Here is a 20631-nt window from a genome sequence, read left to right on the forward strand (position 1 = left end):
CTGGGAAGCATGGGCGGGTCGCCCGCCGCGACGCGAGGCGGGGCGGTGTTCGGCTCCCCCGCCGCCGTCCGCCACTACGTCGCGGGCGGGCGGGAGAACGGCGGCGGGATCGGGCGCCTGGTCGGCTACATCGCCGATGCCGCCGGAACCGCCGGAACGAGGCATCGCGTCACCGACACGAGAGGACCGCGCTGGTTCGCGCCCTTCTCGCTGTCCCGGCTGCTCCGGGCCTGCGTTCTCGTGGTCAAGGACAGGATCGTCGATCCCGACCTCATCCACCATGTCCATGTCGCCGGCCGCGGCAGCACCTTGCGCAAGCTGATCCTGACGGAAGTGCTGCATCGACTGGGCTGCAGGCACGTCCTCCACCTGCACGACTACGACTATGCCGCCGATTTCGATGCCCGCACGCCGTTCCGGCAGCGTCTGACGCGCCGGATGTTCCGACGCGCCGATCGCGTGGTGGCGCTCGGCGAGCGCGATCGCGCGATGCTGACCGCGCTGCTCGGCGTCGAGGCGAGCCGGATCGACGTCGCCCACAACTGCGTGCCCGATCCGGGGCGGCCGGCGGTGCGCTCCGGCGAGCCGCCGTTGATCGTGTTTCTCGGCCGCCTGAGCGAGCGCAAGGGCGTCCCCGAACTGCTTCTCGCGCTCGGCGACCCGGCGATGACCCGGCTCCCGTGGCGGGCGGTCCTCGCCGGCGACGGACCGGTCGAGGAGTACCGCCGGGAGGCGGCGGCGCTGGGTCTCTCGCAACGGGTTGAGATGCCGTCGTGGCTCGATGCCGACCGGACGCGCGAACTGTGCGCGCGGGCCGACATCCTCGTCCTGCCCTCGCACGCCGAAGGCATGGCGATGGCGGTCATCGAGGGGCTCGCCCACGGGCTCGCGGTCGTCACCACCCGCGTCGGCGCACACGAGGAGGTCATCACCAACGGCGAAACCGGCCTCTTCGTCCCGGTGGGAGACGCGCCTGCGCTGGCCGCGACGCTCGCGGAGCTGGTGAGCGATCCGGAAACCCGGCGCCTTCTCTCGGCGAACGCCCGCGCCCACTACCTGTCGCGGTTTAGCATGGCGACCTATTCGAGGTCCCTGGAAAGGATCTACGCGTCCGTTCCCGTTCGAACCCGAATGACGGCGCGTTCGCGATGACCGTGGTCATGCCCTCGGCCGAAAGGGCCTCCCGGGCGGTGGCGCGTTACGCCTCCCCGCTGCCCATCGCGCCGAGACCGGACGAACTCGACCTGACCTCGGGCTTCAGGATCGTTCGGCGAAGACTGCCGATGATCGCGATCACGAGCGTGCTGCTGACGGCGGCGGCGGCTCCCGTCATCTGGGGGCTGATGCCCACCTATCGGGGCGAAGCGAGGCTCATGCTGGACAGCCCCTTGGTTGCGACTCTGGACACGAGCGACCTCGGCCGGCCCGATCCGCTGAACCTCAGCTCGGAAACCGAACGGCTCCTGTCCAGAGCGACGACGGAGCGGGTCATCCACGATCTGCATCTCTCGGAGCGCGAGGAATTCAACCCGGCCCTGCGGAAGGTCTCCGCGTTCGAAGGCCTGCGCAAGGCGATGCGTGGGCTGTTCGACGACGGGAAGCCGGAACCGGTGGCCTCCGACAGCATCGAACGCATCATCCCCGAATATCACATGGCCCTGAGCGTCAGGCGCGACGGGCTGTCCAACGTCATCCAGATCGGCTTCGAGTCGCGCGACCCGGAGCTGGCCGCGGCCGTACCGAACGCGCTCATCGGCGTCTATCTGGAGGCGCGGAAGAGCACCATCCGCAACCGGCTGAACTCGGCCGAAAGCTGGATCCACCAGCGCACCGGCGAGCAGCAGGCCCGCGTCGACGCCGCACGCGCCGCCGCCGCAAGCTATCGCGAGACGGCGGGATCCGTTTCGAGCGACGCCCAGGCCGAGCGGATCAGGTCGATCGCCGAACTGGGCGAGCGACATGCCAAGATCATGGAAGACCGCGCCGAACTGGAGGCGACGATCGCGGCCCTGAAGCCGGCGGACGGGGCGCTTCCGCAACTCGGCCTCGCCTTCCCGGCGGGTCTCGGCGAGATGGAACGGGACCTCTTCACCCAGCAGCGGGATCTCGACCAGCTCCTTCAGACCTACGGGGACAATGCCGAGCAGGTGGTCGACATGCGCGGCAGGATCCGCAAGGCCCGTAGCGACTTCGATGCGGCGGTGAAATCGTATCTCAAGTCCCAGACGGGCAAGCTCGCGGCGATCGATCGCGAAGCGGGCTCGCTGCGCCGGGCCCTTGCCGTCGCCAACCAGGAACTTTCCCGCTCCAATCTGGCGGAGGCGCGGCTGACGGAGCTCGATCGCGCTTCCGACCGGGAGCAGACGGCGCTCGACAAGCTCGAGGAACTGCACCGGAAGCTGGTGGCGCAGGCCACGTTCCCGGGAACGGAGGTCGAGATCCTCTCGCCGGCCTCGGTTCCGCTCGTGCCGCAGGGGCGCGGCCGCCTTCCGTACATGATCGGAGCGTTGCTGGCGTCGATCTCGGTCGCCGTCACCGCTGCTTTCGTGCGCGAGATGATGGACAAGACGCTCCGCAGCGCCGACCAACTGGAGGATGCGGGCAGGATCGATCGCGCCGGGCTGATACCGCGTATGAACGAGCGAGCCAGGCGACGGCTGCTGGCGCGTTCCGACCCTTCCGAGGACGGAGGCCCGAACGAAGCGATCCGCGCTGTCGTGGCTTCGATCGAGCAGGCGAACGGCGGACGGTTTCCCGCGAGCCTCGTCGTCACGTCGGCTCATGCCGGCGAGGGCAAGTCGTTCCTCGCCCGCTCGCTGGCGATGGAGCTTGCCTCGACCGGACACCGGGTGCTGCTCGTGGACGCGGACCGGAAGGCCGGAACCCTCGGCAAGTCGTTCGACGCCGGGTCGGGGGAGGGGTTGAACGAGTTCCTGGCGAAGCAGGCCTGCCTCGACCAGATCGTCCGGCACCAGACCGAGAGCGGCATCGATTTCATACCGCGCGGTAGGCCCGTTCCGCACCGGCCCGCCGACTTCGGCCGCCTGGCCGAGATCGTCGAGATGGGCCGCGCGCGCGAACAGGTCGTGATCTTCGACAGCGCAGCGGCGCTCGGTTCGATGGATACGGTCCGTCTGGCCGGAATTTGCGAGAGGACGGTTCTCGTCGTGCGGTGGGCGAAGACCGGCCGCCGAGCGGTGGAAGCGGCCTTCCAGCGGATAAGAAGCTCGGGCCGGGTCTTCGTCACCATGAACAAGGTCAAGCCCAGGCAGCATTCCCTGTACATGTTCGACGATCATCTCACGTGAGCGGTCGCCGCGAACAGGGTCGAAATCCCGGCTTTCCGGCCGGACGAGCGATGTGGCCGCAGACGATAGGGGATTTCAGATGAGCCGACCCAAAGCCCTCATCACCGGCGTGACCGGCCAGGATGGCGCCTATCTCGCGGAACTCCTCCTCGCCAAAGGCTACGAGGTTCACGGGGTGAAGCGGCGCTCGTCGTCCTTCAATACCGGCCGGATCGATCATCTGTACCAGGACCCGCACGAACGCGACGTCCGGCTGACGCTCCACTACGGCGACATGACCGACGCGACGAACCTCATCCGCATCGTTCAGGAGGTTCGGCCGGACGAGATCTACAATCTCGCCGCCCAGAGCCACGTGCAGGTCAGTTTCGAGACCGCCGAATATACGGCGAATGCCGACGCGCTGGGGACGATGCGGCTGCTGGAGGCGATCCGCCTGCTGGGCCTGCGGGACAAGACGCGGTTCTATCAGGCGTCGACTTCCGAGCTCTACGGCAAGGTGCAGGCGGTCCCGCAATCGGAAAGCACGCCCTTCTATCCTCGCTCGCCCTACGCCGCGGCGAAGCTCTACGCATACTGGATGGTGGTGAACTATCGGGAAGCGCATGGGCTGCACGCGTCGAACGGCATCCTGTTCAACCATGAGAGCCCGTTGCGCGGGGAAACCTTCGTCACGCGCAAGGTGACGCGGGCCGCGGCCGCGATCTCGCTCGGCCTGCAGACGCGCCTCTATCTCGGCAACCTCGACGCGGAGCGCGATTGGGGGCACGCGCGCGACTATGTCGAGGGGATGTGGCGCATGCTGCAGCAGGACCGTCCCGACGACTACGTGCTGGCCACCGGCCGGAAACATTCGGTGCGGGCCTTCGTCGAGGCCGCCTTTTCCGAAGTCGGCATGCGGCTCGAATGGCAGGGGCGGGGGATCGACGAAAAGGGCCGCGACGCGAAAACGGGAAAGGTCGTCGTCGCCGTGGACCCCCGCTACTTCCGCCCGACCGAGGTCGATCTGCTTCTCGGAGATCCCAGCAAGGCGAAGCGCGTTCTCGGCTGGTCGGCGTCGGTGACGCTGGAGGAGATGGTGCGCGAGATGGTGCGAGCCGATCTCGCGACGATCTCCCGCGAGGCCGCCTACCGTCACCTCGACGAGGATGCCTGGCTCGCGGTCGGCTGATCGCGCCACGGCCTGTCGAATCCGAAGCCGAGAACCGCGCCCCGCCCTGACGGGCGGCGCGCCGGCACGCGCCGAGGCAGCCGGACGCGACGCTGCGGATGCGGGCGCCGGCGGCACGCTCCGCATCGGATCCTCGCCATTTTCCGCCCGAGCGAAATCGACCGGCAATCGGCCGGCGATCGCCGGATCGCCACGTCCGTCGGCTCGCCGCAATCAGCAGTCGCATCGCGGTCCGGGGCGCACCTGCAGTTACCACTTTCGGAGGCACCGTTACGACGTTTTCGCTGCTTTACCCGGAGGCCCGATAGTCTTCTCGTAGCGAGGAAAGTCTTGTTCGAAATTCGTTCGACTTCGCTCGTCGGCACCGAGACCTGGAGCAGTATTGCGGCTTCGGTGACGATCGACGAGCGAAAGGCGAGCCGGCGACATGGAAAGCCGTCGTCGCGCGTCATGCGACGGGCGCGTCGACGAAAGGAGGGGCCTCTCGATGATTTCTCCCGATGTCGTTCTCGAACCAGGCGTGGTCGTCCATCATGCCGATCTCGTCAACCTCTACGGCTGCCGCATCGGGGCGGGGTCGCGAATAGGCGCGTTCGTCGAGATCCAGAAGAATGCCGTCGTGGGCCGGAACTGCAAGGTGTCGAGCCACAGCTTCCTCTGCGAGGGGGTGACCCTGGAGGACGGCGTCTTCGTCGGCCACGGCGTCATGTTCAGCAACGATCGCCATCCACGCGCGCTGACGGCCGATGGATCGCTCCAGACGGACGACGACTGGACGGTGATCGCCACCCATGTGCGGCGCGGGGCCTCGATCGGCAGCAACGCCACCATCCTGCCGGGCATCGTCATCGGGGAGGGCGCCCTTGTCGGCGCCGGCGCCGTGGTGACGCGGGACGTGCCGGCCTTCGCCATCGTGGCCGGCGTTCCCGCCCGGCCGATCGGCCGGAACGCGGAAGCGCCGCGGGAACCCGCCTATCCGAGGATCGCACGATGATCGGAGTCGCCGTCGTCGGGTACGGATACTGGGGACCGAACCTCGTCAGGAACTTCGCCGACACGCCCGGCGTCCGCCTGGTGACCGTCTGCGATCTCGACAAAAATCGCATGGCCCCGATCCTGACCCGCTATCCCGGGGTCGCGATCACCGACGACTACCGCTCGGTGCTCGCCGATCCGACGGTCGACGCCGTGGCGATCGCGACGCCGGTCCACACCCATTTCAAGCTCGCCATGAGCGCGCTGATGGCCGGCAAGCACGTCTTCGTCGAGAAGCCGATCGCGGCGTCCATCGACGAGGCGCAGAAGCTGGTGGACGAGGCGGCGCGACGCAAGCTGGTGCTCGCCGTCGACCACACCTTCATCCACACCGGAGCGGTCCGGAAGATGCGGGAACTCGTCGAGACCAGGATCGGCGAGATGTACTACTACGACTCGGTTCGCGTGAACCTCGGCCTGTTCCAGCACGACGTCAGCGTCATCTGGGACCTCGCCGTCCACGATCTTTCGATCATGGATTACGTGATCCCGCTGCGGCCCGTCGCCGTATCCGCGACCGGCATGAGCCACGTTCCGGGCGAGCCGGCGAACATCGCCTACCTCAACCTCTTCTTCGAGAAGAACCTGATCGCCCACGTGCACGTGAACTGGCTCGCGCCGGTGAAGGTTCGGCGCACCCTGATCGGCGGCAGCCGCAGCATGATCGTCTACGACGATCTCGAACCGAGCGAGAAGATCAAGGTCTACGACAAGGGCATCACGCTCAACGGCAACCCGCAGAAGAACGGCGAGAAGATCTACCAGGCGCTGGTCGGGTATCGGTCCGGCGACATGTGGGCGCCGCATCTCGAGGTCGCGGAGGCGCTCGGCATCGAGCTGCGCGAGTTCGTCGACTGCATCGAAACCGGGGCTAGGCCGACCGCCGACGGGCGGGCGGGCCTGCGCGTGGTGCAGATCCTCGAAGCGGCCACGCAGTCGCTCGCCGGCCAGGGCCGCGTCGTCGAACTCAAGCCGACGCGTCGTGTCGCATGATCCCGTTCCTCGATCTCAAGGCGCAATATGCCGGCATCAAGGACGAGCTCGACGCCGCCGTCCTCGCCGTTCTGGGTTCCGCGCAATACGTGCTTGGCGACGAGGTGGCGCGCTTCGAAGCGGAGTTCGCCGACTACTGCGGCACGAAGCATGCGGTGGCGGTGAACACGGGAACGAGCGCCCTGCATCTCGCTCTTCTCGCGGCCGGCGTCGGGCCCGGCGACGAGGTCGTGACCGTGCCTTTCACCTTCGTCGCGAGCGTATCGGCGATCTGCTACACCGGCGCGACGCCGGTTCTGGTCGACATCGAGCCGACCACGTTCACCATGGATCCGGAGCGGATCGAAGCGGCGATCACGGCGCGGACGAAGGCGATCGTTCCGGTCCATCTCTACGGCCAGATGGCGGATATGGACGCGATCAACGAGATCGCCGACCGATACGGCCTCGCGGTGATCGAGGACGCCTGCCAGGCGCACGGCGCGGAATATTTCGGCCACCGCGCCGGCAGCATGGGCGCGTCCGGCTGCTTCAGCTTCTATCCCGGCAAGAATCTCGGCGCCTGCGGCGAGGGTGGCATCGTCGTGACCAGCGACGACAAGCAGGCGGAAATGCTGCGCACGCTCCGGGATTGGGGGCAATCGAAGCGCTACCATCACGTCGTCAAGGGATACAACTACCGGATGGACGGCATCCAGGGCGCGGTTCTGCGTGTCAAGTTGCGCCATCTGGAGCGCTGGACGGAGGCACGCCGCGCCCATGCGCGACGCTATTCCGAACTGCTTGCCGACATGCCGCATCTGCGAAAGCCGGTCGCCGCGGTCGGCCGCCGCCATGTCTTCCACGTCTATGCGGTGCGCTCGCCCGATCGCGACAGGCTGAGGCTCGCTCTCGAAGCCGAGGGCATCCAGACGGGTCTGCACTATCCGATCCCCGTCCATCTCCAGCCGGCCCACGCGGATCTCGGCTACGTCAGCGGCGACTTCCCCGAGGCGGAAGCGGCATCGCGGGAGGTGTTGTCCCTGCCGCTCTACCCGGAAATGACGAACGAGCAGTTGGCGATCGTGGCGGCGGCCCTGGAGGATTGCCTCCATGTCGCCTGAGGCCAGCGCGGGTGCGCGCGTCGTCGAAGCGGTCCACGGCCGCGCCGCGCCCAGCGCCGCGCCCGCCTTCGAGCCGCCCCTCGCGGCCGCTCTCCGGGAGCACTACGGCGCCGCGGGGCTGATCGAGCTCTACGGCCGGTTCATCACCGGCCCGGGTTTCCTCGACGCGACGATGCGGCGGACGATCTGGCGCGCCCTGGCGGCGCGCTGCGGCGACGGGTTGGAGGTCGGCAGCGGCGCGATGTTCCGGCATCCGGAAACGTTCCGGATCGGGCGCGGCGTCTTCGTCGGGGCAGGGGCCTGCATCCAGGGGCGCTACGACGGCCGGTGCGTCATCGGCGACAACGTCTGGATCGGGCCGCAGGCATTCCTGGACGCTCGCGACCTGATCGTCGGCGACTCGGTCGGCTGGGGACCCGGCGCCAAGCTTCTCGGCTCGACGCACACCGGCTTGCCGGTCGACGTCCCGGTGATCCGGACGGATCTCGAGATCAAGCCGGTTCGCATCGAGGCGTGGGCCGATATCGGCACCAACGCGACGATCCTGCCGGGGGTGACGATCGGTCGGGGCGCCATCGTGGGCGCGGGCGCCGTGGTCGCCGAAGACGTGCCGCCGTTCGCGATCGTCGCCGGCGTGCCGGCCCGCTTCCTGCGCTGGCGGACGGAAACGGTCTCGACTTGAGAGGGAGGAGCGGACGGTGAAGGGCAAACGGGTACTGATCACCGGCGGCGCCGGCCTCGTCGGCTCGCATATCGCCGACCTCGTCGCGGCGGAAGCGCCGCGCGAACTCATCATCCTCGACAATTTCGTGCGCGGAAGCCGCGAGAACCTCGCCGGCGCCGCCTCGAAGGTCCCGCTCACCGTCATCGACGGCGACATACGGTCCCGCTCGCTGCTCGCGGAGGCTTTCGAGGGCGTCGACGTCGTCTTCCATCAGGCCGCGCTCCGCATCACGCAATGCGCCGAGGATCCGAGGCTCGCGATGGACGTCCTCGCGAACGGCACGTTCAACGTCATCGAGGCGGCAGTGGAGGCCGGTGTTTCGCGGCTCGTCGCCGCATCGTCCGCTTCCGTTCTCGGCCTGGCGGAAAGCTTTCCGACCACCGAGGCCCACCATCCCTACAACAACCGCACGATCTACGGGGCGGCGAAGGCGTTCAACGAAGCGTTGCTGCGCTCCTTCGCCGAGATGAACGGCCTGAGCTACGTGGCGCTTCGCTACTTCAACGTCTATGGGCCGCGAATGGACGTCCACGGCGCCTATACGGAGGTGCTGATCCGCTGGATGGAGCGCATCGCGGCGGGCAGCGCGCCGTTGATCTTCGGCGACGGCAGCCAGACGATGGATTTCGTCGACGTGCGCGATGTGGCGCGCGCCAACGTCATCGCCGCGAAATCGGCGGTCTCCGACGAGGTCTTCAATATCGCGAGCGGACGCGAGACGAGCCTCCTCGAACTCGCCGAGACCCTGATGCGGATCATGGGCGCCGAGGGCTCGGTCGAGCATCGGCCGCCGCGCAGCGTGAACCCCGTGTCGCGACGGCTGGCCGATATCGGGAAGGCGCGACGCATGCTGGGCTTCGAACCGGTCCTCACGCTGGAGGACGGCCTGCGCGACCTCGTCGTCTGGTGGCGCGGCGAGCGCGCCTCGACGGCGGCGGTGGCGGCATGAGCGCCCCCCTTCGGCAGATACCCGTCGCCCGGCCGCTGCTCGGCGAACAGGAGGCGGAGGCGCTGCGCCGCGTGGTGTTGTCCGGCTGGGTCACGCAGGGGCCCGAGGTCGCCGCCTTCGAAGCCGAATTCGCGGCGCTGACCGGTGCGCCGCACGCCTGCGCGGTCTCGAACTGCACCACCGCACTCCATCTGGCGTTGCTGGCGCTCGGCATCGGTGCCGGCGACGAAGTCGTGACGGTGAGCCATACCTTCGTCGCGACCGCGAACGCCATCCGCTATTGCGGCGCCGTTCCGGTGTTCGTCGACATCGAATCCGACGGCTTCAACATCGATCCATCGCTGGTCGAAGCGGCGATGACGCCGCGCACCAAGGCGATCCTGTGTGTGCATCAGCTCGGAATGCCCTGCGCTCTCCAGCGGCTTGCGACGATCGCGGCGGCGCATGGCGTCCCGCTCGTGGAGGACGCGGCCTGCGCGACGGGCAGCGAGATCCTCTGGGACGGACGCTGGGAGAAGATCGGCAAGCCGCACGGCACGGTCGCGTGCTTCTCCTTCCATCCGCGCAAGGTCGTCACCACCGGGGACGGCGGCATGCTGACCACGGCCGACCCGGCGCTCGATGCGAAGTTCCGCCTGTGGCGGCAGCATGGGATGAGCGTCACCGACGCGGCGCGGCACGGATCGCCCGTCGTGATCTTCGAACGCTACCCGGAACTCGGCTTCAATTACCGGATGACGGACCTGCAGGCGGCGGTCGGCCGCGAGCAGCTCCGGCGGCTTCCGGGCATCGTCGAGGAACGCCGCCGCATCGCGCGAGAATACGATGAGGCCCTGGCCGCGATACCCGGCATCGCGACGCCGGTCGAGCCGCGATGGGCCCGCAGCAACTGGCAGAGCTATTGCGTCGACGTGTCGAGGCTCGGCAGCCAGCGCACCATCATGCAGATACTTCTCGATCAGGGCATCTCCACCCGTCGCGGCATCATGAACATCCATCTCGAGGACGCCTACGCCGGGCCGGGATCCTTCCGTTGCGGCTCGAGCCTGAACCGCAGCGTCGAGGCGCAGAACGGCTCGATCATCCTGCCGCTGTTCTCGGGAATGAGCGATGCGGACGTCTGGGCGACGGCGGAAGCGCTGGAAGCGATCGCCCGCTCGTCGGGACCCTCACCGGCCCCGGCCCGATCGGTGCGCCCGCGTTCCGAAGCCGCCGATCTCGCGCGCAAGGCTCCTTCCGCCGCCTGACGGCTCGTTCGGCCTCCGCCGGATTCTGCCTCGACATCTCGACGCCGTTCCGGACGCGCGCCGCGCGGCCGACATTGGAACGCGCGCCGCCCGCCTGTCGCACAGACGGCGGCCGCCTGCGCTTCAGCGCCCCGCGAGCGATCCGCGCCCGGATCGGCCGCGCGCTGTCCGGTCCGAGATCGAAGGGGTCGGCAAGGCTTGTGGTCGCGCTCGGCGACCTCCTTCCCGCCGCGAGCCGACGGAGCCCGTCAAGACCGGTTGGAAGCCGCTATCACCTCCGAACTGCGCCGCTGTGGAACCCCTCGAACGCCGCCGATCGTCCGTTCGAAAGTTAGGTGCGCATGCATCTGTGAAGAATTAGCTCATAGAACTCTCAATCATTGCTCTATGTTAAGGCTCGATCGCAATTCTCCGTGTTACCTGTCTCTAGGTAAGAAAGTCGGAAAGGGTCGGGATCGACTCACGCTGACCGACTTGACCTGTATTGAGAATTTACAACCACCGGATGCTGATCGAGTCAGTTTCCGCCGATGATTGGATCATGACGACGGGAAGGTGCGATATGAACCTCGACATCGCGAACTTTGCTATCGGATCGCACGCCCCGATCCCGCCGCAGACTATGAAGGCGGGAGATGCATTCGAAGCCGATTCCGGCGACGCCTTCACAAAGACCGGGCGTTCGCTGGTGATCATCGATCCTCGCGCCCTCGACCGGGAATGCTTCGCGCAAAGCATCAGGTCCCGCCGGAGCGGCATGGAAGTTCTCCATTTCAGCGCGATCGGCGACTGGAAGCAGATGCGGGACAGCTCTCTGCCCTTGTTGGCCGTCCTGTTGAACATCGGCGGCCGGAAGGTCTCCGATCCTGTGGTCGAGAGCGAAATCAGAACCATCGTGAACGACGTCGCTCCGGCGCCCGTGATCCTGCTGGCGGACTCCGAAGAACTTTTGCAGATCCTGATCGCCCTGGAATGCGGCGTGAAAGGCTACATTCCCAGCTCGGTCGGGATCGACGTCTGTCTTGAGGTCATCAATCTGGCACTCGTCGGCGGGATATTCGTCCCGGTGAACAGCGTCACGTCGCTTCGCCACATGCTGGGGGGCGCCGACACATCCGCGCGACCCCTGGACGGGATGTTCACCCTTCGTCAGTCCGAAGTCGTCGAGGCGTTGAGACGCGGCAAGGCGAACAAGATCATCGCCTACGAATTGAATTTGCGGGAAAGTACGGTCAAGGTGCACATCCGCAACATCATGAAGAAGCTCAAGGCCACCAACAGGACCGAAGTCGCGTTCAAGATCAATAAACTGTTCTCGACGCAGATAGACGCAAGAGAGAATTGGCTTTGACCTGAGCGATCCGCCAAGGGAGACCATCCCCCGCGAAGCTGCGCGCGCGCCGCCGGGGGCCGCCACGCGCCGCTGCCATTCTCGGACGCCGCCTTTTGGGATGCCATGCAACCAAAGGCAAAGAGCCTCCGACAAATGCCGGTTCGCGCCGTTTTCGCCGCTCGCTGCGGCGAGCCGCGCGGAGTACCGCGAGGTCGGTGCCTCCGGCGCTGGGCGTCGCGACCTTGGATTGCGACAGCGCATCAGGAAAAAACCGCCTCGGTGGAATTTTTCGGCGTCGGTTCGGTTACTGACGGGCAGGCCGCTGCGTCGTGCAGGATGGCGGGCGGGAATGCCCGTCGCGTTCAGGAACCGGCGATCGGTCGGATCCGGGCGCGGCAGTGCGCCTTCGCATGGCCACGATACCGCTCGCCTCACGAGGTCCGCCGAGCGGTCGCCACGATTCCGGGACCCGCCGCCCGTCAGCGGCCATCTTACTTTGCGTAATATCGTGGGATAACCTTCGTTCCTCGGAGATTTCGACGAGGGATATTTCGTCGAGTTCATTGAACCATTTCGGAGTCTATGTATTATCCTTTTGGGCCGCAGGTCGGATGCCGAAGCCTTTTCGATGGATCGTGCGTTGACGAGAAACTCGACTTCAAATGCAGGCGATAATTGACGCGTTCGTTCGGAAGCTTGAGGCCTTCATCGATCTAAGGCCGGACGAACTGCGAGTCCTGCAGGCCCTGCAGGGTCCGAGCGTGCAGATCGCGGCCGGGAAGGAGATCATCCACGAGGGTCAGCATCGATCCTCGGCCTACATCCTGCATGAAGGCTGGGCCTATTCGTGCAAGCGATTGCCCGATGGCGAACGTCAGATCATCGATATTCAGATCCCGGGGGATTTTCTGGGACTTCACAGCTCCATGCTTCGAATGTCGGATCAGACCTTCGTCGCGCTGACAAACCTCCAGATCACGAAGATCAACATGGACCGCTCCCTGGAGTTCGTCCAGTCGCATCCCCGTCTGGCGGCGGCGCTGCTGCGGTGCGTCGCGCACGACGAGGCGATCATCGCCGAGCACCTGGTCAGCATCGGCAAGCGCGACGCGCTGGAGCGTACGGCCCATTTCCTCCTGGAATTCGGTTCCCGCATGGGCTCGATCGGCCGCTTCTCGAACGACAGCTACGAATGCCCGATTTCGCAGCCGATCCTCGCCGATGCCCTCGGCATAACAACGACGCACCTCAATCGCATTCTCCGACGCCTGCGGGAACGCGAGCTGGTGATGTTCCGAAACGGAACCGTGATCTTTCTGAACAGGAGCAAGCTGGTCGAGGCGACGGGTTTCGACCGCAGCTATCTGGAAGAGTGATCGACCCTTCGCGCCGGGCGCCCATCGGGCCGCGCGGATCGAGACACATTTCGCGCGCTCGCAGTGCCAGCAGGGTGTCTCGCGGCTCCGCCTGCGATCCGCCGGCAGGCCGCATGCCCGGCGCCCGACCGCACTCCCTACACGGCTGACTGCGGCTGGAAGACGACGTCGGCGAAGTAGTTTGTGGCGCCGAAGGTGCTTCGCGGGAAGACGCCGGCGGTTGCGGTTCCGCCGTAGGAGTAGACGCCGTTGCCGGGGGCTGCGGCGTCGGACAGGGCGGTGAGGGGGCCGTTGGTGACGGCGCTGGCGAAGCCGTTGCTGGTGGCGACGTAGCCGCCGGTGGTGTGGTAGGAGGCGACGTAGGTGGTGTTGGCGGCGATGGTGACCGGGCTGGCGAGGTTCACGGTCTGCCAGCCTCGGGCGGTTGTGTTGGTGAAGCTGGCGCTGGCGAGCTTGGTGCCGGTGGCGGTCCACAGGTCGAGGACGTCGGCGCCGGTGTCGGCGGAGCTGCGATAGAATTTGAGGCCGGTGATCTGGCCGGCGGTGGAGGACTGGAACTTCATGCCGAGTTCGATCTGCCGGCCGTCGTTGAGCCCGTTCTGGGCCGGCGTCGCGGAGGGCGCGAACAGGCTGACGGCCGAGGGCGGCGGCGCGGTGTTGGAGACGTTGAGGCTGAAGGTCTCGCTGGCGGCGAGGCCGCCGAGGTCGGCGACCGCGACCTTGATGCCGAGCGTGCCGAGGTCGGCGCTGGTCGGGGTGCCGGCGAAGGTGCGCGTTCCGGCATCGAAGCTCAGCCAGTTCGGCAGCGCCGAGCCGTCGGCGAGGGTGGCGGTGTAGGCCAGCCCGTCGCCGCCGTCGACGTCGGTGAAGGTGCCGGCGGGCAGCATCAGCGAGAAGGGCGAGCCGACCACGGCGGTCTGGGTGCCGGTCTGGGCGGCCAGCACCGGCGAGTCGTTGGCGCCGTGGACGGTGACGGTCAGGGTGGTGGAAGCGGTGGCGCCGGCGCTGTCGCGCATGGTGTAGGAGAAGGTGTCGGTGAGGGTGTCGGTGCTGAGGCGCAGCGCCTGCACGGCGGCGTTGGTTTCGTTGACGGTGTAGGTGAAGGCGCCCGAGGCGTTGAGCACCAGGCTGCCGCGCGCGCCGGCCAGCGCGGTGCCGAGCGTGCCGGCGGTGGAGCCGAAGCCGACGGCGGTGACGGTCTTGCTGTCGCCGGCATCGGGGTCGGTGTCGTTGGCAAGGACGTTGCCGGTGGCGGCGGCGCCGCCCGAGCCGTTGCCGATGCCGCCCTTCTCGGTCGCGTCCGCCGCATCCGCCACCGCCACCGGCGCCCGGTTCGTCCCACCCGTCCCGCCAGGCTGGAACATCAGGTCGACCCAGAAATTGGTCGACTGGAAGGTCTGCGTCGGGAAGATGCTGTTCGTGCCGTAGGCGAAGACGCCGTTGCCGGCGGCCGGAGCCGTCAGCGGTCCGCTCGTCACATTCGAGGTGAAGTAGTTTTCGGTATTGGAATAATGGCCGGTATTGCTGTGGTATGAAGCGGTGTAGATGGTGCCGGGCGTTATCGTCACCGGGCTGGAGAACGTCGCCGTCTGCCAGCCGCTGACGGTCTCGTTGGCGAACGTCAGGGTCGCCATGACCGTGCCGGTGCTGGACCACAGCTTGCCCGTATGGGTGCCCGTATCCAGGTTGCCTTTGTAGAACCGTATGCCGGTGATCTGGCCGGCGACCGAGGACTGGAACTTCACCCCGAGTTCGACCGAGGTCGCATCGGTGGTGTTGACGACCGCCGGGGTCGCCGAACCCGGAAACAGCGTGACGTAGGTCGGCGCCTTCACGGTGAACGACTGTCCGGCCGCCGGCGTCTCGAGGTTGACGCTGTCGTCGACGGCGCGCGAGCGCACCGTGTATGTGCCGGCGACCTGCGGCGCGAAGGTGTAGGTCCACGTCCCGTTGCCCTTGGCCGGGTGCCAGCTCGTGCCGTTGTCGGTGGAAACCTCGACGCCGGCGATCACGCCACCGACGTCCGAAGCGGTGCCGGAAATGGTGACGAGATCGCCTGCGGTGACGGTTCCCGGCGCCGTGAAGGTCGATGTGGGCGCGGTGGTGTCCGTCGTACGGACACCTTGGATCAGCCCCGACTGCAGCGTCGCCGGCTGGATGCCCATGTCGGCGAAAAGGTTCACCATCGCCTGCTGTACGCGGGGATCGCTCGCCGTCGCTTCGTTGTCGTGGTTGGCGCTGAGCCCCCACGACCAGTAGACCGTACCCGCGCCGAAGACGAGCGCGCCGCTCGGCGCGCGGTAGAGCGTCAGGCTGTGGGTCGCATCGGCGTTCCCGGTCGTGTTGCCGTAATCCAGGAGGTAGGAGCCGACCGGCAGGGTCGTCGACGAGAGACGCACCAGCCCGGCGGGCGTGAAGGCGTTGTCGGGCGCCTCGTCCCACTCGTAGCCGAGATAGTTCTTCGTCAGCTTCGCCGTCTGCCCGGGCTGGAGATTGGCGACGCTGGTGTTGCGCCAGAAGCGCTGGCTGGCGTCCTCGTAGGGGATCGCGATGGATTCCAGGTTGGAGCCGACGTCGTCGACCTGGAAGAGCGTGCCGGTGAGGGAGTTTTCCGGCCTGGCGCCGCCGCCCGCCGCGGAGCCGAAGCGCGGGTCGCGGAAGGTCCCCGTCCACTCGCTCGACGGATCGATGCCGTCGCCGGCCCAGGTCTCCTTGTAGCTGATCATCGTCCGGTAGGCGGTGGCGTCGCTGCTGAAGCTGTTGCCCCAGCGCGTCTTCCAGTAGACCTCGTTGCCGCTCCAGAACATGAGATTGACGCCGGCATCCCGCGCCGCCTCGACGTTTGTGCGCTGCTGTCCCGACCAGTATTCGTCGTGACCGGCGTCGACGAAAGCCTTGTGATTCAGGAGAAGGCTGCCGAAGCGGTCGGCGTCGACGCCCGCCATGTAGGACACGTCGTAGCCGTTCTGCTCCATCCACGAGATCGCGGCGTATTCGGCGCCGAAGAGGTAGTCCTGCGGCCCGGCATAGGTGCCGACGTTGCCGCGTGTCGCGATGGGGCGGTTGTAGCTGACCGCATAGGAGCGTCCGGCGCCCTGGCCCGTCGCCGGACCGTTGCCGCCGTAGAGGTTGGCGCCGCCCCAGCCGTTGTAGGCCTGCCAGGTCTCGTCCGCCGTCTGGAAGACGACGTCGCTGTGGCTGCTGTCGTCCCGAACGATGAAGGGGATGTGGTTCTCTCCGGCGGTTCCGTCCTGGCGCACGAGCTTGGCGATGTAGACGCCCGATACCGCGTCCGCCGGCACGTCCCAGGATGCCGAGACGGACCAGTTGCCGGCGTCCACCGCGCCGGTCGCCGCGTTGCGCAACGGCGCCGGCTGCGTCTGCAGGCCGGAGTGCTGAATGGTCCCGACTTTCCGCGCTCCGAGGCCGCCGTAGTAGCCGAGGCGGTAGATGTCGATGCGGTAGTCGGTGGAATTCGTGTTGATCTTGAAGTTGATCGTCTGACCGTGGTTGACGCTGATGTCGGTCGCGAAGCCTTCGATGTTCGAGCTGCCGGCGCCGTCGATGCCCCACTCGCTTTCCGGATTGCCGAGCTTCTGGTTTTCGATCGAGATCGCGTTGCCCGCGACGCTCCCGACCCCGTTCCTGCTCGGCGTCGCCTTGCTCGGTACGGGTTTGACGATGGTCGTGGCGGGGCCGGTAAGCCTTCCGATCGGGCGCACGGGCGTGGCGGTGCCGGTCTCGCCGCCGCCGGGGAGCTGCGGGTTCCAGCCCGCGAGCGGAACGGTCTCCCGGGACGGGATCGGGTCGCTCGTCGAGGCGCCGATCTTGCCGCTCCCTCCGGATGCGATGGAGCCGGCGCTGCCGGAACTCATCGGATTCGTTAATTGTCCGGCCAGTTGACCCGGCGTGCCGAGCGACTGGCTGAGAAGCTTCGTCGGGCAGTTGATGTAACCGCACGATCCGCAGCAATTGGAAGGCGCGACCTTGGGTTGCGGCAGATCGGACGGCTGATCCGACGACGGCGCCGCCGCCGAGGCGGGGCCGGTCGCCAGGAGAGATTTCTCGGGCGCTGCTGCCACGCTCGCGGCGAGCGGCGCCGGAACCGCGGCCGAGCCCTGCGCCCCCGCGTTCGGGCTGTCGGACTTGGGAACGGCGAGGGGGACGTAGTCGCCGCACGGCTTCGCGTCGACGGCGACCGGCGCCAGCGACTGCGCCGCGGCGGAGCGGGGCTCGGCCGCCGCGATCGCCAGCGACGGCAAGGATACCGCGCCGACGCCCGACCCGAAGCTTTCGTGGGCATCGAGCCCGCCCGCAGGCTTCGCATCGGCTGCGCGGCCCGTCTCGTTCTGCCATTTCTGCAGGAGCCGCCGCCAGGCGCGCAGCCTCGAATCGTCTCGCTCGGAAAACGATCGGGAGAACAGGTCGGCGTATCGCATGTCGTCGGCCTTTCGCTTCGACCCGGCTGGCTCGGTCGTAGATCGGCTTGGAAACGAGGACGATTTGTCAGGCTCGGGGTCGAAGCGAGAAGTCGGCCTTAATTTCCGGGGCGGCGAACCTTCGGCTTAGCTCCCCCTGTCCCGGATACGTCGATCGGACTGCGATTACGCCTTTCGCGGGATCGTTCCGCTCAACTTGTCGGTGTTTCCGCGACCGCCGGCCCGGTGCAGCATGGCTCCCGCAACGCCGTTCGATCACCCGATCGGATAGGCCGCGCGGGCATCCGGTGCCTTTGCCCGCGGGTCTTCCCCGCTCCGGTCCCGACCCGGCGACGATGCATCCATTCCGGCTGGGGGCATTCGATCGGACGCCCGGGAGACGAACATGCAGGACCAGATCTACGTCGACGGCATCAGCGAGATCACCGTCACCGGGTCGATCGTCAGGATCGACCTGACGAACCTTTCCGCGACCGAGCGCGACGAGAACGACAGTCCGAAGACTGTCTTCCGGCAGCGCATCGTCATGTCGGTCGAGGCTTTCGCGAATGCGGCGGAACTCGTGCAGAAAGCCTTGGCCGGGCTGGTGCAGGCGGGAGCGATCCGGCGGCTCGACGACGTGAAGGCGCGCCCGGTCAGGATCGAGAGCGTCGGCAACGGTGAGACGGCCAAGCCCGCGCCCGGCCCGAACGTCTCACCCAACTTCAACTGACGCCGACGCCACCGAAAGGGCTTGCGCCCTCCGGCGAGGATGGATCACGTGCATACCAACCTTCACTGCCTCGCGCTCGTCGCCCGGCACCATGGTGTCGATCTCTCGGCGGAGCGGCTTCTGCACGACTATGCCGTCGAGGACGAACCGGTGGACGCGCGCCGGCTCATGAGGATGGCGCGCGATGCCGGGTTGCGGACCCGTCTGGCGCACCTGTCGTGGGACGGGCTGCTCGGTCTCCGCCAGGCCTATCCCGCACTCGCCGAACTCGACAACGGCAACTGGGTCGTCGTCGTGGGCAGCGCGCCGGGCGAGGACGCCGACGTCGGCATCGAGGTGCTCGACCCGCTCGCCGCCCGGCCGGAGCGGTTCCGGCTCTCCGAGGCGGACTTCTGCGCCCACTGGACGGGCGTGGTCCTGCTCGTCAAGCGGGCGTACCGCTTCTCCGACCCCGATCGACCTTTCGGCCTGGCCTGGTTCCTGCCGGAACTCGCGAAGCAGCGGCGGCTCTTCGCGGACGTCGTCGTCGCCGCGCTCATGCTCTACGGGCTCGGTCTCGCCACGCCGCTCTTCTTCCAGCTCGTCATCGACAAGGTGCTCGTGCACGAGGGCTACGCCACGCTGATGGTGCTGACCGTGGCCATCTCGTTGGCTTTGGCGTTCGACGCGGCGTTCACGTTCCTGCGGCGCTACCTGCTCCTCTACGCCACCAACCGGATCGACATCCGCGTCGCCACCCGTACCTTCGGCCATCTCCTCAGCCTGCCGATCGCCTTGTTCGAGCACATGTCCGCCGGCGTGCTCGTCAAGCACATGCAGCAGACCAGCCGCATCCGCGAGTTTCTGACCGGACGGCTGTTCCTGACGTTGCTGGACGGCCTGTCGCTGTTCGTGTTCGTGCCGGTCCTTCTCCTCTACAGCGTGAAGCTGACCCTGGTGGTGCTGGGCTCGACGGCTCTCATCGGCCTCGTGGTGATGGCACTGATCGGCCCGTTCCAGCGGCGGCTCAAGGCCCTCTACCTGGCCGACGGGGAGCGCCAGGCCCTCCTGGTCGAAACCGTGCACGGCATGCGCACGGTGAAGTCGCTGGCGCTGGAGCCGCGGCAGCGCCGGATCTGGGACGATCGATCCGCCCAGGCGATCTCCATGCGCTTCCGCGTCGAGAAGATCTCGACCGTCGCCCAGAGCCTGTCGGGACTGATCGAGAAGCTGATGGGCGTCGCCATCATCGGGTTCGGTGCGCTCGACGTGTTCAACGGCACGATGACCGTCGGCACGCTCGTCGCGTTCAACATGGTGGCCGGGCGGGTATCCGGACCGCTCGTCCAGATCGTCACCATGGTGCACGAATACCAGGACGTCGCCTTGTCCGCGACGATGCTCGGGCAGGTGATGAACCAGAAGCCGGAGCAGTTCAGCCGGGCTCGCGGGATGCAGCCGAGACTGGCCGGCCGGATCGAGTTCGAGAACGTCTCCTTCCGCTACGCCGCCGACGGGGCGCCCGCGCTCGACAACGCGTCCTTCACGATCCCGGCCGGCTCGCTGTCGGGGGTGGTCGGCAAGAGCGGTTCGGGCAAGACGACGATCACGCGGCTGATCCAGGGCCTGTACCAACCCCAGCAGGGGGTGATGCGCATCGACGGCATCGACGTGCGGGAGATCGACCTCGTCCACTTGCGGCGAAGCATCGGCGTGGTGCTGCAGGACAGCTTCATGTTCCGCGGCTCGGTGCGCGACAACATCGCGGCGGCGAAGCCCGATGCCAGCATCGAGGAAATCTCCAACGCGGCGCGCCTGGCGGGGGCCGAGGAGTTCATCGAACGGCTGCCGCAAGGGTACGACACCATGCTGGAGGAGGAGGCGGCCAACCTGTCGGGCGGCCAGCGCCAGCGCCTCGCCATCGCCCGCGCGGTGATCACCGATCCGAAGATCCTGATCTTCGATGAAGCCACGAGCGCGCTCGATCCCGACAGCGAGGCGATCATTCGCCAGAACCTCCGGACGATCGCGCTCGGCCGAACGGTGATCGTCGTGTCGCATCGGCTTTCGACGCTGGTCGATGCCGACGCCATTCTCGTGGTCGACCGGGGCAGGATCGCCGACATCGGGCGGCACGAGCAGCTCATCTCGCGCTGCCTGCCGTACCATCAGCTATGGGCGCACCAGAACAGGCAGGCGGCATGAGCGACGCGCAGCCGGGAACATCGCTCGCCCCCGTCCTCTCGCCGAGAAACCAGATCG

General features: G+C 67.3%; 14 protein-coding genes. 13 read left to right on the forward strand and 1 reads right to left on the reverse strand.

Going from position 1 to position 20631, the window contains the following annotated elements; genetic code table 11:
* Positions 1 to 9 precede the first annotated feature (9 nt).
* The 11 genes from F6X38_RS09285 (at position 10) to F6X38_RS09335 (ending at position 13239) form a co-directional block, all read left to right on the forward strand.
* Positions 10 to 1152, forward strand: coding sequence for a glycosyltransferase family 4 protein (locus tag F6X38_RS09285; protein WP_150969509.1), 1143 nt, complete (start codon positions 10 to 12; stop codon positions 1150 to 1152).
* Positions 1153 to 1283: 131 nt separating this feature from the next.
* Entirely contained in the window at positions 1284 to 3308 is a 2025-nt protein-coding gene (locus F6X38_RS09290) for a GumC family protein (RefSeq protein ID WP_161992682.1), read from the forward strand.
* Positions 3309 to 3387: 79 nt separating this feature from the next.
* A complete protein-coding gene (gmd, locus tag F6X38_RS09295; protein ID WP_150969432.1) occupies positions 3388 to 4479 on the forward strand; it encodes a GDP-mannose 4,6-dehydratase in 1092 nt (363 codons plus the stop codon).
* Between the two features lie 487 nt (positions 4480 to 4966).
* Positions 4967 to 5473, forward strand: coding sequence for an acyltransferase (locus F6X38_RS09300; RefSeq protein WP_150969433.1), 507 nt, complete (start codon positions 4967 to 4969; stop codon positions 5471 to 5473).
* Positions 5470 to 6507 (forward strand): Gfo/Idh/MocA family protein, encoded by a 1038-nt coding sequence (locus F6X38_RS09305; protein ID WP_150969434.1) that lies wholly within the window; start codon positions 5470 to 5472, stop codon positions 6505 to 6507. The genes F6X38_RS09300 and F6X38_RS09305 overlap by 4 nt, the downstream gene beginning before the upstream one ends.
* Positions 6504 to 7610: a DegT/DnrJ/EryC1/StrS family aminotransferase gene (locus tag F6X38_RS09310; RefSeq protein WP_150969435.1), complete on the forward strand. Its 1107-nt coding sequence runs from the start codon at positions 6504 to 6506 to the stop codon at positions 7608 to 7610. The genes F6X38_RS09305 and F6X38_RS09310 overlap by 4 nt, the downstream gene beginning before the upstream one ends.
* Positions 7600 to 8292: an acyltransferase gene (locus F6X38_RS09315; protein WP_150969436.1), complete on the forward strand. Its 693-nt coding sequence runs from the start codon at positions 7600 to 7602 to the stop codon at positions 8290 to 8292. Before F6X38_RS09310 ends, F6X38_RS09315 begins: the two co-directional genes overlap by 11 nt.
* A 16-nt stretch (positions 8293 to 8308) precedes the next feature.
* Positions 8309 to 9283, forward strand: a complete 975-nt coding sequence (locus tag F6X38_RS09320) for an NAD-dependent epimerase/dehydratase family protein (protein ID WP_150969437.1) — start codon at positions 8309 to 8311, stop codon at positions 9281 to 9283.
* Positions 9280 to 10530: a DegT/DnrJ/EryC1/StrS family aminotransferase gene (locus F6X38_RS09325; RefSeq protein WP_150969438.1), complete on the forward strand. Its 1251-nt coding sequence runs from the start codon at positions 9280 to 9282 to the stop codon at positions 10528 to 10530. Before F6X38_RS09320 ends, F6X38_RS09325 begins: the two co-directional genes overlap by 4 nt.
* Before the next feature lie 562 nt (positions 10531 to 11092).
* Positions 11093 to 11881 (forward strand): response regulator transcription factor, encoded by a 789-nt coding sequence (locus F6X38_RS09330; protein WP_246191270.1) that lies wholly within the window; start codon positions 11093 to 11095, stop codon positions 11879 to 11881.
* Between the two features lie 644 nt (positions 11882 to 12525).
* Entirely contained in the window at positions 12526 to 13239 is a 714-nt protein-coding gene (locus F6X38_RS09335) for a Crp/Fnr family transcriptional regulator (RefSeq protein ID WP_150969439.1), read from the forward strand.
* 137 nt (positions 13240 to 13376) lie between these two features.
* Here F6X38_RS09335 and F6X38_RS09340 read toward each other — a convergent pair whose 3' ends face one another.
* Complete coding sequence (locus tag F6X38_RS09340; protein ID WP_150969440.1) at positions 13377 to 17678, reverse strand: N,N-dimethylformamidase beta subunit family domain-containing protein; 4302 nt, start codon at positions 17676 to 17678, stop codon at positions 13377 to 13379.
* 385 nt (positions 17679 to 18063) lie between these two features.
* Here F6X38_RS09340 and F6X38_RS09345 point away from each other — a divergent pair, with 385 nt between their 5' ends.
* Both F6X38_RS09345 and F6X38_RS09350 read left to right on the forward strand, forming a co-directional pair.
* Positions 18064 to 18390 (forward strand): hypothetical protein, encoded by a 327-nt coding sequence (locus tag F6X38_RS09345; protein ID WP_246191271.1) that lies wholly within the window; start codon positions 18064 to 18066, stop codon positions 18388 to 18390.
* 39 nt (positions 18391 to 18429) lie between these two features.
* Positions 18430 to 20574: a peptidase domain-containing ABC transporter gene (locus F6X38_RS09350; RefSeq protein WP_150969441.1), complete on the forward strand. Its 2145-nt coding sequence runs from the start codon at positions 18430 to 18432 to the stop codon at positions 20572 to 20574.
* Positions 20575 to 20631: the final 57 nt, after the last annotated feature.

Origin of the sequence: Plantimonas leprariae (assembly GCF_008802405.1) — a bacterium.
In the GTDB taxonomy this organism is placed as follows: Bacteria; Pseudomonadota; Alphaproteobacteria; order Rhizobiales; family Rhizobiaceae; genus Plantimonas; species Plantimonas leprariae.